The sequence below is a fragment of the Pantoea nemavictus genome, from assembly GCF_037479095.1.
GTDB classification, from domain to species: Bacteria; Pseudomonadota; Gammaproteobacteria; order Enterobacterales; family Enterobacteriaceae; genus Pantoea; species Pantoea nemavictus.
The window spans coordinates 728,217-742,265 of record NZ_JBBGZW010000002.1; the positions used below are offsets into that span (position 1 = coordinate 728,217).

Genomic DNA, 14,049 nt, shown 5'->3' on the forward strand with positions numbered 1-14,049 from the left:
GTTCCTTCATTATAGGCGAGGCGTAGGCCTTCTCTCGCAAAAGTAATAGTGCGAATCAACGCAATGAGAAATTTAACGACAAGCTGCGGTGGTGCGCTGAATTTTACCCGGTAACGTGTTCAGGGTTATTTTGGCGCGGCAGGTTTTCGCTCCCCACTGTACCGCCAGGCCGTCACCGTCATTCAGGCCGCTCATATAGACCTCGCCGTCGCTTCCCACAATGCTCATCGCATCGCTTTCGTCGAGCTTTGCCATCGCGCCAAAGGGCACCGGCGAGTTCTGATACATCAGCGTTATCAAGGCCCGACCCCCTGTTCGCGCATTGAACGTAGCGCGCACCACGGCGCCGCGCGTAGGCACGACGTTGACCACAGACTCGGCAACATCCACGTCCGCCCCCAGCGAACCCGTGTCTAGCGCAATCCGGTTTTCCTGATAGGCACTGGCATAGGGCACCACCGCGTAGCCGCGCCAGTCCGTTTTAACGCCGGGGTTATTGCGCACCCTCACGCCGGATGCGCCCTGCGCTTCAAGCAGCACAACGGTATCTCCCAGCGGCTGAGAGAACGTCACGCCATGCTCATGGGCGACGATCCCACCCTGCAGGCCGAAATTCAGCTGGCTGTTCTGTCGGCTGTGGTTGTAGCCTGCGCTCACGGTGCCGTAGCCACCTTTATAGGTTCCACTTAGGGAGCTTCTGGATTCCCCACCCGAAGAGGTATAGCCCTGTTGGACCAGATAGCTCAGGTTATTATCGGCGAGCGCGGTGCCGCTCAGACCCACCTGGTGCGTTTCAGGACCGTTCTTTTGCATATTCACGCTGTAGTTGCCCCAGCTTTGCGGTAGCCATTTGCTCAGCGGCACCTGCAGGCTAAAGGCGACAATCTGATCCTTACGATCTTTGCCTGGCGTTTCGCTGTAGGTGTAGCCGAGCGAGTAATTGATATCGCTAATACTGGTGTTAAAGCCGGTGCTGACGTTGCGTTCATAGCCCCGCTTGCTCCAGTAATCCTGCTGGTATGCCGAGATATAAAAATTTCCCCAGCTTTGCAGCGACTGGCTGAGGTTGAGTTGCAGTCGACTTCGCTTGTTGTAACGCTGGCTGCTGAATTCATTCACTTCCTGAAAGGTATAAAACCCTTCCGTGGAGTAGCGATAGCTGGCGAGCGTCACGGTGGTGTCGGTCGTGGCCACCGTTTTCGAATACTGCACGCGATAGGACTGCCCCCGGCTGCGGCGGTTTTTCTCATCAACGAGTTGGCTATCGGCTGCGGTAATGTCCGCCGACAGCGAGCCTATATCGCCAAAGCTGAGGCCGGTACCAAGTACTCCGGACACATAGTTGCTTGCCCCCAGGACGCCGCCGTATAGCGTGAGATTATTGGAGAGGCCATACGCCAGTGTGCCCAGGCCGAATGAGGGGCTTTGCGCGCCATTCTTCGTGGTTCGGTACTCACCTGCGCTCAGCGCATACTTCACGCGTCCTTCCCGCAGCATGACGGGAACCGCAGAGAAGGGCTGCACGAAATGCTGGACGCTACCGTCGGCTTCTGTAACGACAATGTCCAAATCGCCGCTCGCCGACGTAGGATAGAGATCGCGAATTTCAAAGCTGCCTGGCGCCACGTAGGTTTGATAAACCGTGTAGCCGTTTTGCTTCACGGTAACCGTGGCGTTGGTGCGGGCGATTCCCCGAATGATGGGGGCGAATCCGCGCATGCTCTCCGGCAGCATGGTGTCATCGGAAAAAATCTGCGCGCCGCGAAACATCACGCTATCAAACACCTCGCCGGGTGTGCTGGTTTCCCCCAGCTGAAACTGCCCTCGCAAAAACTGGACGTCACGGCTCAGGGTGGTATTTAGAGACGAAAATGACTGTTTTCCGTTGTTTTTCGTCGCGATGCTGTAGTTACGCAGGCGCCACGGCCCCGCGTTAATACCGCTTTGCAGGTTGGTATACAACTGCTCCTGCGTCTCACCATCCCTGCTCCAGTTGCGCGACCCGTTGATGCTGTAATTTACCAGCAATGCAGAAATGCCCTGGTTCCAGAGCGACGGGTCAACGGTGCCGCGCGCGCGCGCGTCAAGCGCCGATTGAGGGATCGAGATGTCCAGTCTCTGCTTGTCAAAATCCAGGCGGGTGGTGGCATCCGGTATAAATGCGCCGGGATCGGTAATAATGACCTCGGCCGGCAGCAGGGCCAATTCAGGAAATGCCTTAACCCTGACGCCGAGTGATTCCAGCACTCCACGGTTAAGCTCCGGCGCCAGCCCAAAACCTTTTACAGGTACAAAAGAGATATTTTCCGTTCGGATATAATTTTCATTAAGCCATATTTCCACCCTGTAGGTGCCGGGTAACTGCTCTCCACGCTCGAAGCGGCCCAGATCGATGCCACCGGAAGTCGAGTGTGTTTTTTCAAGCGCATCGGCCATGAAATAAAGATCGCCCGCGGCTGCGGGGAAAACACCCGAAATAAAAAGTGCTATCGTCGAGAGTTGACTTACGCGGTGAGGCCACGAGTCAGAGAAAAATGCATATCGAGAAAAAGAAACAGTATTCACCTTGCTTACCTGCGCGAGTGACATAGCGTATTGTTAATATTTTTTATTTCAGCATCTGGCGCTTTTCTGTGGTTACTCCACCAAAATCATTTATCGCTTTCCAGGCCACCTGATTTCCACTTCCTTCCATCGTCTCGGAACTAAAGGGTGAAATCATTGGCGGCTGCGCAATGGTCCTATTGCCAACCTTTAATGAATAAAGAGAAACATAAAACGGTGTCGGATTAATAATCACTAAGCGTTCACCACGTTGCTCAAATTTTAATTGCGTCCATGCCTCACCTGCTTTTTCTGACGACAAATTTGCAGGCCGATAGAAAAGTTTCATGCGCGTCTTAACGGCAATGAGCAGCCGATTTTCATCTGACCGAGTCATCGAGGGAATAGACTTAACGTTTAGCCAAAAAATAGATTCGCGATTTTCAGGTAGCTTCTTCTCGCCGGTATAAATGACCCGCAGCGTATTTTCATGGCCACCATCGAGGCGGAAAAGCGGCGGTGTGACGATAAAAGGAACCTGCTCCTTAGAGTTTTCACTTAACTCTACCCACGACTGAATTAAATAGGGAACACCATCCTGACTGTTACTCACAGGGAGTGAGGCTTCGTTTTCATTTTCATTATAAATTAAGCGCGTTCCGCCGACGGTTATGCTGGCCTGCCCCGGCAGGGAGAGCAAGCAAGCGCCGAATAATATAATCGTTCGAATAAGTTGACTCATCATACTTCCCCAACATTTCAGCAAGAGACAATAGGGCGTACCTTAGGTACGCCCAGCGTGTTACTGATAGGTAATGGTAAAATCTGACGTTGCGTTTGCAGTTCCCGCAACCACGGCAGCCTGCGTCGCCTTATATTTCGCTACGAAGGTCATCTTATTGCTGTTAGCGGGTTCTTCGCCTGCGCTGGTATCAAGCGTGATGCTCTTAGACTGGGTAGCCAGCGGAATCGCGGTGATGCCATCCTCTTCATAAAAGGCAACGCCAACGCCTTTCGCTGTTTGACCGCTGTTCAGTGCAAGAATATTGGTGTCGGAGCTATCCGCATTACCATCAAACTTAATAGAGGCAGAGGTAACGGCCGCAGGGCAGTTGTTCAACACAATGCTGAAGCGGGTTGCGGCAGCAACGGATCCGGCCGCGTTAAACGAGCTTTTCGGGATTTTGCCGAGGTTAACGGTCTGATTCGCCGTATCGGTATCAATTGTGCAGGCAGAATCCAGAATGGTGCCGGTAAAGTTGATCTTTCCATCTGCTGCGCTGGCGGCAAACGTTATTCCAGAAACGGCTGCAGCCGCGACCATATTTCGAAAGACACTGCTTAACTTTATTTGCATTGCTATATATCCTCAGGATTAAAGTTGTCTGCACAAAAATTAACTTTTGCGCAGGAAGAGCGGAACAGGACCGCTAAATCAGAATTTTCTTTCAAGGAAATACTTGTGTATTATTTATCTATGAACATCCAGGTTCTGCGATGATAAAAGTAAAATAAGCTGTTTCATCTCCAGACCGCTGCCTAATGCCAGACGATTTCGCACATAGTAATTCTTGTTAATTTCGCATTTATTTCTAATTTGATACTGGCTCGTCGATTTGTCATAAACCCTTAGGAGAAAGTTTAAATGATCGCCCGACAGTCGTGTCGATAGCTTTTGATACAATACGTCTTTTAATACGCATGGGCTTTCTGCAATCCGATGTTTAGAGACGCGATCGCACAGCTGCTTAAGATCTTTAAGTGTGGTGACAAGCCGGAAAGATTTTAAATAAACGTTTTCCTTATTATTCTCTGGCGTAATAAAATAGGTTAGACGTAATAACTCCCTTGCCGCAAGTCGGTAATAGAGCCACCGAATATCTTCGCTATTCTCTCCTATTGTATCGATAAGAATGTAAGACTTATTTAGGACGGTCGCGCTTACTAAAAATTCCAACCGATTGTCAAAATAAAATATTTTCCCATTGGCTGATGTTAATGAAGTGACTGCCTGCCTCATGGCAAAGTTTCGTGAGAAAACTAGTAGCGTTGTCAAAATTTATTCCTTACGAAATTAATCATCGTCATTGTGAAGAAGGTTTGAAAACATATATGCGTTCTAAAGATCCGCAGTCGATTTTGTACGCTTTCCTATACATTCTTGCAAAAGGGTATCGTTCAAAGCCCACGGTATTAAATGCGTTCTGGATTTTCTTCATCATTGACAACAAATAGGATTTTGAACACCGGAGTCCATAATCTTCAAAAACATGTATGATGATGTCATTATCGTAGACAATTTCATTATCCATCCCCGCCAGGAGATACTCGAACAGTCTCGCTTTCGTCGTACCGAATCTTTTAATACGTCCATTCTTGGTGTTAATAAGCGTTCTGGTTGAAAGCCGATACTCAAGATGCTGGAAAATCGTGTATCCATACAAAAGCTCGTCAGAGACTAAAGGCACAAAGACTCCTTAGAAGTTTACCGTTCCCATTTCCATGTCAGCGCTTTCTCCATGCGATAAGCTTTAGTGATCATCTGGCGTAATAAATGTTATTAAAATGGAGAAAATGTGACAATGGGACTAATTTATTAAAGTAAATCACTATCATCAACATTCAATGCGATACAAAAATCTGCATGGTAAGTTTTTTAAAGTTTAAAAACACAAATGTTGCTTATTTGTTTCGATAAATCGCATTGCAAAACAAAAAATTTACTAAAGTATATTTAGCTAAAATTCGCATAAAAATAGCAAAAAGATCTAATTGAAATAAACACCGTCTTATAATCAATGAGTTATAAAGATAATTCAGCCCTGTTAAACCTAGACTTAATAGGGTTGTTTTAGGATTTTTCATGGCGTTTTTTACGGTTTTTCCATCAGGAAATTCACAAAAACGGAGTGTTCTTTACGTACAAACGTTTTGGCATGCCAAAAACGCAAAAAACGAATAAAAGTAATAAGTTGAATAAAAATCCCTTCCCAGATCAATTTTCTCAATTCACATTGACAATAATGGCCGCTGTGTCCTAAAGGCAAAAGTAAGGCTCGTCATTAAACATGACCGCAAATAAATGGAAGACGCCTGAAGGGAAGTAGGTATCAGGGAACATCACGCTATTCTTCAGCGTCTCCGCCGCCACTTGCATCGCTGGAAAGCAGAGCATCTCCATCATCTGGCTAGTAAAGTGCGTGCCGGGTGTCCAGCAACGAATCTCCTGACTTACTTCTTCAGGGTAGGAACCGCTCCTGGCATATTGCATATATCTAATAATGAAAGGCCAGCTATCAACGAGAAACTGACCGACCCGCTTGCCGATGAATAACCATCAAGATATACGTCATTCTTCATGAGTAACGCGAAGAGAACAGAGCTGTGTTCGTTAGCTATGACGTTAATTTAGCGTCCGCACTGGCATGACCAATTTGCTGTTGCACTCAGCCAACACCCATTCAACACCCCGAAGGGGTTGTAATCACTATGGTCGATCAGGGATATTGATGCGGCTATTCACAGCGCGGTTAAAGAGGGAAGGGAGCAAGGTGAAAACGTCGGGAACCAATCTGGAACATGCACGCGCGCACAATCGTCGCGTGATCATTGAAGCCATTCGCCTGCATGGCGAATTGACCCGCGCCGAACTGGCTCGTCTGACCGCGCTAACCCCGCAGACCGTGTCAAACATCGTCGCTGAACTGGAGCAGGCGGAACTGCTGACCAGCCGTGAACCGCGCAAGCAAGGGCGCGGACAGCCGGCCATTCCGGTGACGCTCAATCCGGCCAGCGCTTTTTCCATTGGTATCCATCTTGATCATCAAACGCTGCTGATTGTGCTGGTGGATCTCACTGGCGAAATTCACTTCCGCCGCCTGATTCTGGTGCAAAAGCCGGAGCCGGATGCCACATTAGCGCGTATTGAAGCGGTGCTGAGCGAGATCAAAACGCAACTGGGTGATCGCTGGCAAAAGGTGTTGGGCATTGGCGTGGTGATGCCGGGACCGTTTGGCGTTGAGGGCATCTCTTCGGTGGGGCCCACCACGCTGCACGGCTGGGAGCAGGTGGATATTGAAGCCAAACTGGCAGCGATGAGTGGCGTGCCGGTAACGCTGGAGAACGATGCCACGGTAGCGGCGATTGGCGAGCGTTTTCATGGTGTGGCGCGCCAGCTGAACTCGTTTATCTATCTCTACATTGGCACCGGTTTGGGCGCGGGCATCATCATGGATGGTCACGTATACAGCGGCCACGCGCATAACGCCGGTGAAGTGGGACATGTGGTGGTTGAACCTGGCGGACGCGAATGCTATTGCGGCAATCACGGCTGTCTTGAGCGCTATGTGTCGCTACAGGCGGCGTATGAGTTCTGTGGCCTCGACCCAATGACGGCGCTGCCGGAAGATCTGCTCGAGGTCGATCCGGCGCTGTTCGACCGCTGGATTGATACCATGCTCACGCCGCTGCGCCAGGCGATTAATCTGCTGGAGTGCATCTTCGATGCCGAAAGCGTGATCATCGGCGGCATGATGCCCGCCGCGCTGCTGGACAAAATCATCCGTCGCCTGCCGCCGCTGTATCAATCGGTGCGTGGCCGCTATCTCACCGGCACCCGCTTAAAAATCGGTATGACCGGCAGCGATACCGCCGCGCTTGGCGCCGCAGCGCTGCCGATTTTCGACGAGTTTAATCCGCAGTTTCAGGTGTTGATGAAGTGATCAGGCCGGACAATTGCCCGGCCTAGTGCTTTACGCTTCTCTTCGGGTACTTTGCTCATCCAGTTTTTGATTGAACTGGCTGGCGCTCCACTCTTGCTGCACCGCTTCGTGTACCAGTGCCTGCTGCGTTTGCGGCACCATTCCGCCCAGCGGTGGATCGGTGTCGAGATTGGTGGGGAAGGAGTAACCCCGCGCTGCCACGTTGATCACGGTGTTCAGCTCCTGCTGGGTAAGCTGGCTGTTTTTCAGCAACGGATAAATCAGCTTGAGTAACTGTTCGTGGTTCACTTTCTCCATCGGCACGCCAAATGCGGAGGAAACCTGCAGCAGATTCGCGGTCCTGATGTGATCGGTGGTGGTGTTGTTACCTGCGGCATGGAACAGCGCCGGGTTAAAGAACAGACCATCACCTTTTTCCAGCGGCAGCTGGACGTAATTTTGGTTAAAGAACTCAACGAACGCCGGGTCACGATAGGCGATATAACCCAGCTCATACTGATGCGACCACGGCAGTAAACGCGTCGGGCCCGACGCCAGCGGCATGTCGGTATGCGCTACAGCACCTTGCAAGGTCAGATATTGCGAAAGAATCTGCACCGGCACCGGGAATTCTGCAGCGAATGCGCTTTGCTGGAAGCCAAGGTGGTAATCCCGGTGCGGCTGCTGAGCTTCACCGCCGGGGCGCACCTGATTCACTTGCGAGGTCATGCTCCACGCCGGGCCCAGCCAGGCCTGACAAATTAACTCCAGCGTCGGATTGGCGTAGTAATCCACGAAGGTTTGCGGGCTGGTTTCACCCAGTTTTTGCAGCGCATTCCAGATACGCCCATTGTTGCCCGCTCGCGAGAAGTGATCGGCCTGAATTTTGGATTTGGCCTCATTGCTCATAATGGTTTCGAAAACCTGCGAAGCGCGATCAATAACGTCAAGATCGCTGTATAACCCGCGCACCACGAACACGCCAGGACCGTATGAGAGCGCTTTGTGCAGCTCGCCCAGTAGCGCTTTTTTATCTTTTTCCGCCGCTATATCCAGCGTGACACGATCGTAAATCAGCACGTTTGCCGCCGCTTCGCTCGCCAGCGGATATTCACTGGCATCGAGCTGCTGGGTACAGAATGTTTTGAAGTCTTCAACAGAGACCTGATCTTCACGGGCAAAATAGGGTGACATCATAACGACCTCATTTTCTTGATGGAGTGATAGAGCGTCATCGTACGCCAGCAGGTTATCAGCAGGCGGCATGACAGGGTTGATGAGTGTTAAAATAGCAGCTACATTTCATTAACAGCACATCAAAAAAACCTCACAACTACATCATGTGACCTATGCCTAAATTTACCCAGAAACAGATCTCAGCTCAGTCCGGTTTGAGCCTCGCCACCATTGATCGCGCCATGCACAATCGCGGTCGCGTGCATCCTCAAACGAAGCACCGCATCCAGCAAGCCATAGCCGACCTGGAACTGCAGCAAAAAAGCAGCCTGGCGCAAGGGCGAACCCTTTATTTCGATGTCATCATGCATACGCCGGAGCGTTTCAGTGAGCTGGTGAAAGAGGCGTTCAGCAGCCAGATATCCAGTTTCGCCTCATTTAAAATCCAGCTCCGCTTCCACTGCAGTGAAGAGATGACGGTGGACGAGGTTGAACGGCTGTTGAAAAAATGCTCCCTCAGCACGCACGGCATCATCCTCAAAGCGATGAATTCGAGTCAGCTGGTGCCAGTTATTAATAATTTGATTAAGCAGCGTATTCCGGTGGTCACGGTGGTCACGGATATCACCGGCAGTCATCGCCTGCGTTATATCGGCATGGACAACGTTAGCGCGGGCCAGTCGGCGGCCTTCCTGATGTCAAAGTGGTTGGGAAGCGAAGCGGGCACCATTGCCGCAATCACCGGCAATAAAGCTTTTGTCGGTGAGCAGGATCGCATTCGCGGCTTTCAGCAGGGGATGAAATCCTTTTCCCCGCAGCATCAGATTAAGGTTATCGCGGGCGGATCGGGCATCGATCATCTGATGTATGAAACCCTGCAACTGTTTCTGCAGGATCATCCTCACATCGATGCGGTTTATACCGTAGGCGGAGGAAATGGCGGGATTTTGCGGGCGTTGGATGAACGTAACATTCAGCCGAAGGTTTTTGTTGGGCACGATCTGGACCGGGAGAATCGCGCCCTGATGCAGGCGGGAAAAATCGATGCGCTGATTGAGCATAATCTGCAACTGGATGCGCAACACTCCTTTAAAACACTGCTGGAGTTTCACGGATTTTTGCCGGAAGAGCGCAACTATGCGCCTTATTCGCGTATCAATATCATCATGCGCTACAACATGTACACCTAAGAAGCCTGACGGCGTCAGGCTTCAGAGGGCATCAGCGATATTTCGGCTGTTTCCACACCGTTCCCTGCTGATGGCTATCGACCACCGCATCGACAAAGGCTACGCCCTTCAGGCCATCATGGATTTGTGGAATAACTGCGCCAATGCCTGAAACAGCACGCTTTTCATCACGCGCCCGCAGTGCCGCCGCGAAACCGCTATATAGATTGGTAAAGGCTTCGATATAACCCTCAGGATGGCCGGGCGGCGTGCGGGTGCGCGCCCGGGTTATCGCATCCAGATCGTCACGTCCCCGTTTAATAATCTGGGTATACCCTTCCAATGAGGTGTAAATCAGTTCGTTTGGCTGCTCTTGCGCCCATGTCAGGCTGCCGGTTTCACCATACACCCGCAGCCGCAGCGCATTGGAACAACCAATCGCCACTTGAGAAGACCACAGCATGCCGCGCGCGCCGCCTTCGTAGCGAATCAGTACGTGGGCGTTATCGTCCAGAGCACGTCCTTCTACAAAGGTGGCTAGATCAGCCATCACGCTCTCCGCTTTTAAGCCGGTCACATATCCCGCGAGATGATAAGCATGGGTACCAATATCGCCAATCGAGCCGCCGCGCCCATTCTTTTGCGGGTCGACTCGCCATGCCGCCTGCTGATTGTTTTTCAGCTCGACGCCGGTTGCCATCCACTCCAGCGGATACTCCACCTGCACCGTTCTCACCTTGCCAATCAGCCCGGCCTGGACGCGCATCCGGGCTTCCACAATCAGCGGATAGCCAGAATAGGTATAAGTGACACCCAGAAAGTGTCCGGTCTGACTCACAACCTCGGCCAACGCTTCAGCATCCTGTAACGTGGTGGTGAGCGGTTTCTCACAAATCACATCAATGCCGGCTTCGAGGAAAGCCTTCGCGATGGGGAAGTGGGTAAAGTTTGGGGTGCAAATGGCGACCACATCAATGCCGTCAGCGCGTGCCGCCTCAGCCTGCGCCATGCTGGCATAATCACGGTAAGATCGCTCAGTCGCGATGTAGTTTTGCGCTGCAAAGCGATGCCCCTGCTCGGCATCAACGTCAAACGCTCCCGCAACCAGTTCATACTGATCGTCAAGGCGTGCGGCAAAACGATGGATTCCGCCAATGTAGGCACCTTCGCCACCGCCAACCATGCCTAATCGGATACGACGTCCACTCAACGGTGACCTATGCATGTTTTGCTCCTTCAATGCCCAAAATTTTGCGGTTAAGTGATGGGTCGGCCCAGGACTTACAGAAATCATCAAACGGTTTATCGGTAACGCGAATAATGTGGTCGCTGATGAACTGCGCGCCTTCACGTGCGCCATCTTCCGGGTTTTTAAAGCAGCATTCCCACTCCAGCACTGCCCAGCCATCGAAGCCGTAGCCGGTCAATTTAGAGAAAATGCCGCTGAAATCGGTCTGGCCATCGCCGGGTGAACGAAAGCGACCAGCGCGGCTGGTCCAGGATTGATAGCCGCCATAGGCGCCGGTTTTACCATTCGGCCTGAATTCAGCGTCTTTAACGTGGAAAGCCTTAATGCGCGGGTGGTAATGATCGATATAGGTCAGGTAATCAATGCCCTGTAACACCAGATGACTAGGGTCATACATGATGTTGCAGCGTGGATGGTTGTGGGTTTTTTCCAAAAAACGCTCAAAGGTCAAACCATCATGCAAATCTTCCGTGGGGTGGATTTCATAACAAAGATCGATTCCCTGTTCGTCGAATGCGTTAAGAATCGGTGTCCAGCGCCGTGCCAGTTCGTTGAAGCCCTCATCAATCAAGCCTTCTGGCCACTGCGGATAGGGATAGAGGAATGGCCACAGCAGCGTGCCGGAAAAAGTGACATGCTTCTCCAGGCCTAAGCGGCGTGATGCGCGCGCTGCCAGATAAAGCTGTTCAGTTGCCCACTGCTGGCGTGCTTGTGGGTCATTGCGCAGACTTGCTGGGGCAAAGCTATCGGCGGGTAAATCAAACGCAGGATGCAGCGCAACCAGCTGTCCCTGCAAGTGGCTGGCTAAATCGGTCAACTGCAGGTCATGTTCAGCCAGCACGCCAAGGATCTCATCCGCATAGGTTTGGCTCTCGGCGGCTTGCGCCAAATCAATAAGGCGATGATCCCAGCTGGGAATTTCAACGCCTTTAAATCCTTTTTCCGCTGCCCAGCCAGCCATGCCAGATAAAGAGTTAAACGGTGCATCGTCGCCAGCGAACTGCGCCAGAAATACCGCAGGGCCTTTAATGGTTTTCATAACGTCTCCAAATTAAAAAATGCACCTGCAACCTTCACAGGTGCCAACGTCAGACACAGAAAAAAACGACGGTTAATTTGTCATGAACTTCTGGTAATTTTGCGGTGTGACTAACTGGAACGGAATAAAGTTAATATCCTGGACCTTTTCACCTTTGGCCGCTTTTTCTGCCATATCCACCGCACCATAAGCTTGTGATTTTGCATCCTGGAATACGGTAACGGTAAGTAAGCCGGTTTTAATCGCCTGCAATCCATTTGGTCCGCCGTCGGTACCACCGACTAAAATATCTTTACCAATTTTAATACCATTACTTTTAATGGCCATGGCGGCACCAATAGCCATTTCATCTGCGTTGGCAGAAAGAATATCTATTTTGTCGCCCGACAAAATCCAGTTATTCATCAGATTCATGCCATCTTCACGCATCCATTTCGCGGTATCTTCAACAATCACATGCATATTAGGATGTTTGGCAATGATCTCTTTTGCTCCCTGGGTTCTGAAACGGGTAGCATCATTGCTTAATAACCCTTTCATGATGGCGACGTTAACGCTTTTACGATCTTTCACTTGATCTGCCAGATACTGCATCTGTAAACGTCCGGCTTCTATTTCATCGCTGCCGATATAGCTCACGCCATCACCCATTTTCGCATCTGAAGGCATACGGTTGAGGAAGATGAGGGGGACCTTAGCGGCGCGTGCCGCATCAGCCATATTTTTGGTTCCCTGGGTATCAACCGGGTTAACAATAATTACGTCGACTTTACCGTTAATAAAACTTTGCACCTGGCTCAATTGTTTATCAACGGCGCCCTGAGCATCCTCAAATTGAATTTTCATATCCGGATGGGTTTTCGCCTGCTCGATAATATAGCCTCTCAGGCGAGAGAGAAATACATCATCCATTTGGGCGATGCTGACGCCGACCTGTACGGCATTCACTGCAGGGCTTAGCGAAAGTAAGGTAAGACAGAGTAAGATGAATTTTTTCATAATGGTCTTCCACGTTAATTATTAGTCTCAGAACTAATCTGATGTCGGGTGTTTTATTATTAACTTCACTTACGTAGGGTTTACTAACAACGCGCTTAATTTTGTGCGTGATTTAAAGAGTAATAACGAAAATTAGAGTGGCGTCCTTGCCAATAAAGTCCTTAATTCAATTTTACTACGCTCTGAGTGTCGGCTGACAGCTGAGCGGCATCGGCAAGTCGCAGCGCCTGACAGCCATCATGAATGGTGACAGGTAGCGCGCTGCCGTTGCTGATCGCTTGAATGAAAGCGTCGATTTCCAGCCGATACGCATCGGTGTAGCGCTGCATAAAGAAGTCCAGCAGCGGGCCACGCACTTCGGTGTGCTGGGCGCCAAAATAGCGCACCGTGGTTTCACGATGGTTGTCATTGATCATCATGCCGCCAGAGCCAAACGCTTCCAGACGCTGGTCGTAGCCATATACCGCCTGGCGGCTGCAGTTGATCTGACACTGTTTACCGGAGGCGGTGCGCAGCTGCACCATCACCGTGTCGTAATCCCCTAACGCTTCCAGCGAAGGCTCAAACAGGCGACTGCCGGTGGCACACACCTCAACGGGTTCCTCACCCAAAATCCAACGCGCGAGGTCAAAATCATGGATCACCATATCGCGGAAGATACCGCCGGAATGCTTGAGATAGTTCAACGGTGCCAAACCAGGATCGCGGCTGGTGATCACCACCTGGTGCAGGTCACCAATATCTCCCTGAGCAATGCGCTGATGAATTTCGTTAAAGCCCGGATCGAAGCGACGGTTGAAACCCAGCATCACTCTGCTGGCTTTCTCGCCCAGCGCTTTTTCGGCCGCCAGAGCTTTGTGGATATCAAGGTCGACCGGCTTTTCACACATCACAGCTTTGCCCGCGTTGGCTGCAGCCAGCATTAGTTCAACGTGGGTATCGGTCGGTGTCCCGATCACCACGGCATCGACAGCGGGATCGTTAATCGCCTCAAGCGGATCTTGCACCGCGCGACCACCCCACAAAGCCGTTAACGCATGGGCATTTTCAATAAAGGGATCGGCAACCATAACCAGCTGAGCGTCTTTATGACGCGCCACGTTGGCGGCATGAACCTGGCCAATGCGGCCAGCGCCGAGGATGGCAATTTTGAGCATGATGTTCTCCGGGTCG

11 protein-coding genes are annotated in these 14,049 nt (G+C 51.1%); 2 read left to right on the forward strand and 9 right to left on the reverse strand.

Translation table 11 applies throughout. The annotated features are described in order from the left end of the window. Positions 1-72 precede the first annotated feature (72 nt). The 4 genes from WH298_RS22985 to WH298_RS23000 form a co-directional block, all read right to left on the reverse strand. Complete coding sequence (locus WH298_RS22985) at positions 73-2,436, reverse strand: fimbria/pilus outer membrane usher protein (protein WP_180824316.1); 2,364 nt, start codon at positions 2,434-2,436, stop codon at positions 73-75. Positions 2,437-2,608: 172 nt separating this feature from the next. Further along, positions 2,609-3,286 (reverse strand): fimbrial biogenesis chaperone, encoded by a 678-nt coding sequence (locus tag WH298_RS22990; protein WP_180824195.1) that lies wholly within the window; start codon positions 3,284-3,286, stop codon positions 2,609-2,611. A 60-nt stretch (positions 3,287-3,346) separates the two neighbouring features. After that, a complete protein-coding gene (locus tag WH298_RS22995; protein WP_180824196.1) occupies positions 3,347-3,901 on the reverse strand; it encodes a fimbrial protein in 555 nt (184 codons plus the stop codon). Positions 3,902-4,015: 114 nt separating this feature from the next. After that, positions 4,016-4,600: a hypothetical protein gene (locus tag WH298_RS23000; protein ID WP_238344513.1), complete on the reverse strand. Its 585-nt coding sequence runs from the start codon at positions 4,598-4,600 to the stop codon at positions 4,016-4,018. Between the two features lie 1,495 nt (positions 4,601-6,095). Between WH298_RS23000 and WH298_RS23005 the strand changes: the two genes are divergently transcribed. Next, positions 6,096-7,265: an ROK family protein gene (locus tag WH298_RS23005; protein ID WP_180824197.1), complete on the forward strand. Its 1,170-nt coding sequence runs from the start codon at positions 6,096-6,098 to the stop codon at positions 7,263-7,265. 30 nt (positions 7,266-7,295) lie between these two features. On the opposite strand, the gene WH298_RS23010 is transcribed toward WH298_RS23005, so the two are convergent. Next, positions 7,296-8,441 (reverse strand): phytanoyl-CoA dioxygenase family protein, encoded by a 1,146-nt coding sequence (locus tag WH298_RS23010; protein ID WP_238344514.1) that lies wholly within the window; start codon positions 8,439-8,441, stop codon positions 7,296-7,298. A gap of 152 nt (positions 8,442-8,593) precedes the next feature. On the opposite strand from WH298_RS23010, the gene WH298_RS23015 reads away from it, so the two are divergent. Next, positions 8,594-9,610, forward strand: a complete 1,017-nt coding sequence (locus WH298_RS23015) for a substrate-binding domain-containing protein (protein WP_180824198.1) — start codon at positions 8,594-8,596, stop codon at positions 9,608-9,610. 31 nt (positions 9,611-9,641) lie between these two features. Here the strand turns inward: WH298_RS23015 and WH298_RS23020 are convergent, their stop codons facing one another. The 4 genes from WH298_RS23020 to iolG all read right to left on the reverse strand — a co-directional run bounded on the left by WH298_RS23020 (position 9,642) and on the right by iolG (position 14,033). Further along, positions 9,642-10,814 (reverse strand): Gfo/Idh/MocA family protein, encoded by a 1,173-nt coding sequence (locus tag WH298_RS23020; protein ID WP_200902254.1) that lies wholly within the window; start codon positions 10,812-10,814, stop codon positions 9,642-9,644. Next, positions 10,807-11,877, reverse strand: a complete 1,071-nt coding sequence (locus WH298_RS23025) for a sugar phosphate isomerase/epimerase family protein (protein WP_180824199.1) — start codon at positions 11,875-11,877, stop codon at positions 10,807-10,809. Before WH298_RS23025 ends, WH298_RS23020 begins: the two co-directional genes overlap by 8 nt. 72 nt (positions 11,878-11,949) lie before the next feature. Further along, positions 11,950-12,876, reverse strand: coding sequence for a substrate-binding domain-containing protein (locus WH298_RS23030; RefSeq protein ID WP_049851183.1), 927 nt, complete (start codon positions 12,874-12,876; stop codon positions 11,950-11,952). A gap of 161 nt (positions 12,877-13,037) precedes the next feature. Beyond that, on the reverse strand, positions 13,038-14,033 hold the full coding sequence (gene iolG / locus WH298_RS23035) for an inositol 2-dehydrogenase (RefSeq protein ID WP_180824200.1): 996 nt from the start codon (positions 14,031-14,033) through the stop codon (positions 13,038-13,040). Positions 14,034-14,049 lie beyond the last annotated feature (16 nt).

What these genes read in the sequence shown, in the direction of transcription:
- WH298_RS23030 (WP_049851183.1), bottom strand. Translation starts at nt 12,876, where the DNA reads ATGAAAAAATTCATCTTACTCTGTCTTACCTTACTTTCGCTAAGCCCT.
- WH298_RS22995 (WP_180824196.1), bottom strand. Translation starts at nt 3,901, where the DNA reads ATGCAAATAAAGTTAAGCAGTGTCTTTCGAAATATGGTCGCGGCTGCA.
- WH298_RS23020 (WP_200902254.1), bottom strand. Translation starts at nt 10,814, where the DNA reads ATGCATAGGTCACCGTTGAGTGGACGTCGTATCCGATTAGGCATGGTT.
- WH298_RS23025 (WP_180824199.1), bottom strand. Translation starts at nt 11,877, where the DNA reads ATGAAAACCATTAAAGGCCCTGCGGTATTTCTGGCGCAGTTCGCTGGC.
- WH298_RS22990 (WP_180824195.1), bottom strand. Translation starts at nt 3,286, where the DNA reads ATGAGTCAACTTATTCGAACGATTATATTATTCGGCGCTTGCTTGCTC.
- WH298_RS22985 (WP_180824316.1), bottom strand. Translation starts at nt 2,436, where the DNA reads ATGGCCGATGCGCTTGAAAAAACACACTCGACTTCCGGTGGCATCGAT.
- WH298_RS23015 (WP_180824198.1), top strand. Translation starts at nt 8,594, where the DNA reads ATGCCTAAATTTACCCAGAAACAGATCTCAGCTCAGTCCGGTTTGAGC.
- iolG (WP_180824200.1), bottom strand. Translation starts at nt 14,033, where the DNA reads ATGCTCAAAATTGCCATCCTCGGCGCTGGCCGCATTGGCCAGGTTCAT.
- WH298_RS23010 (WP_238344514.1), bottom strand. Translation starts at nt 8,441, where the DNA reads ATGATGTCACCCTATTTTGCCCGTGAAGATCAGGTCTCTGTTGAAGAC.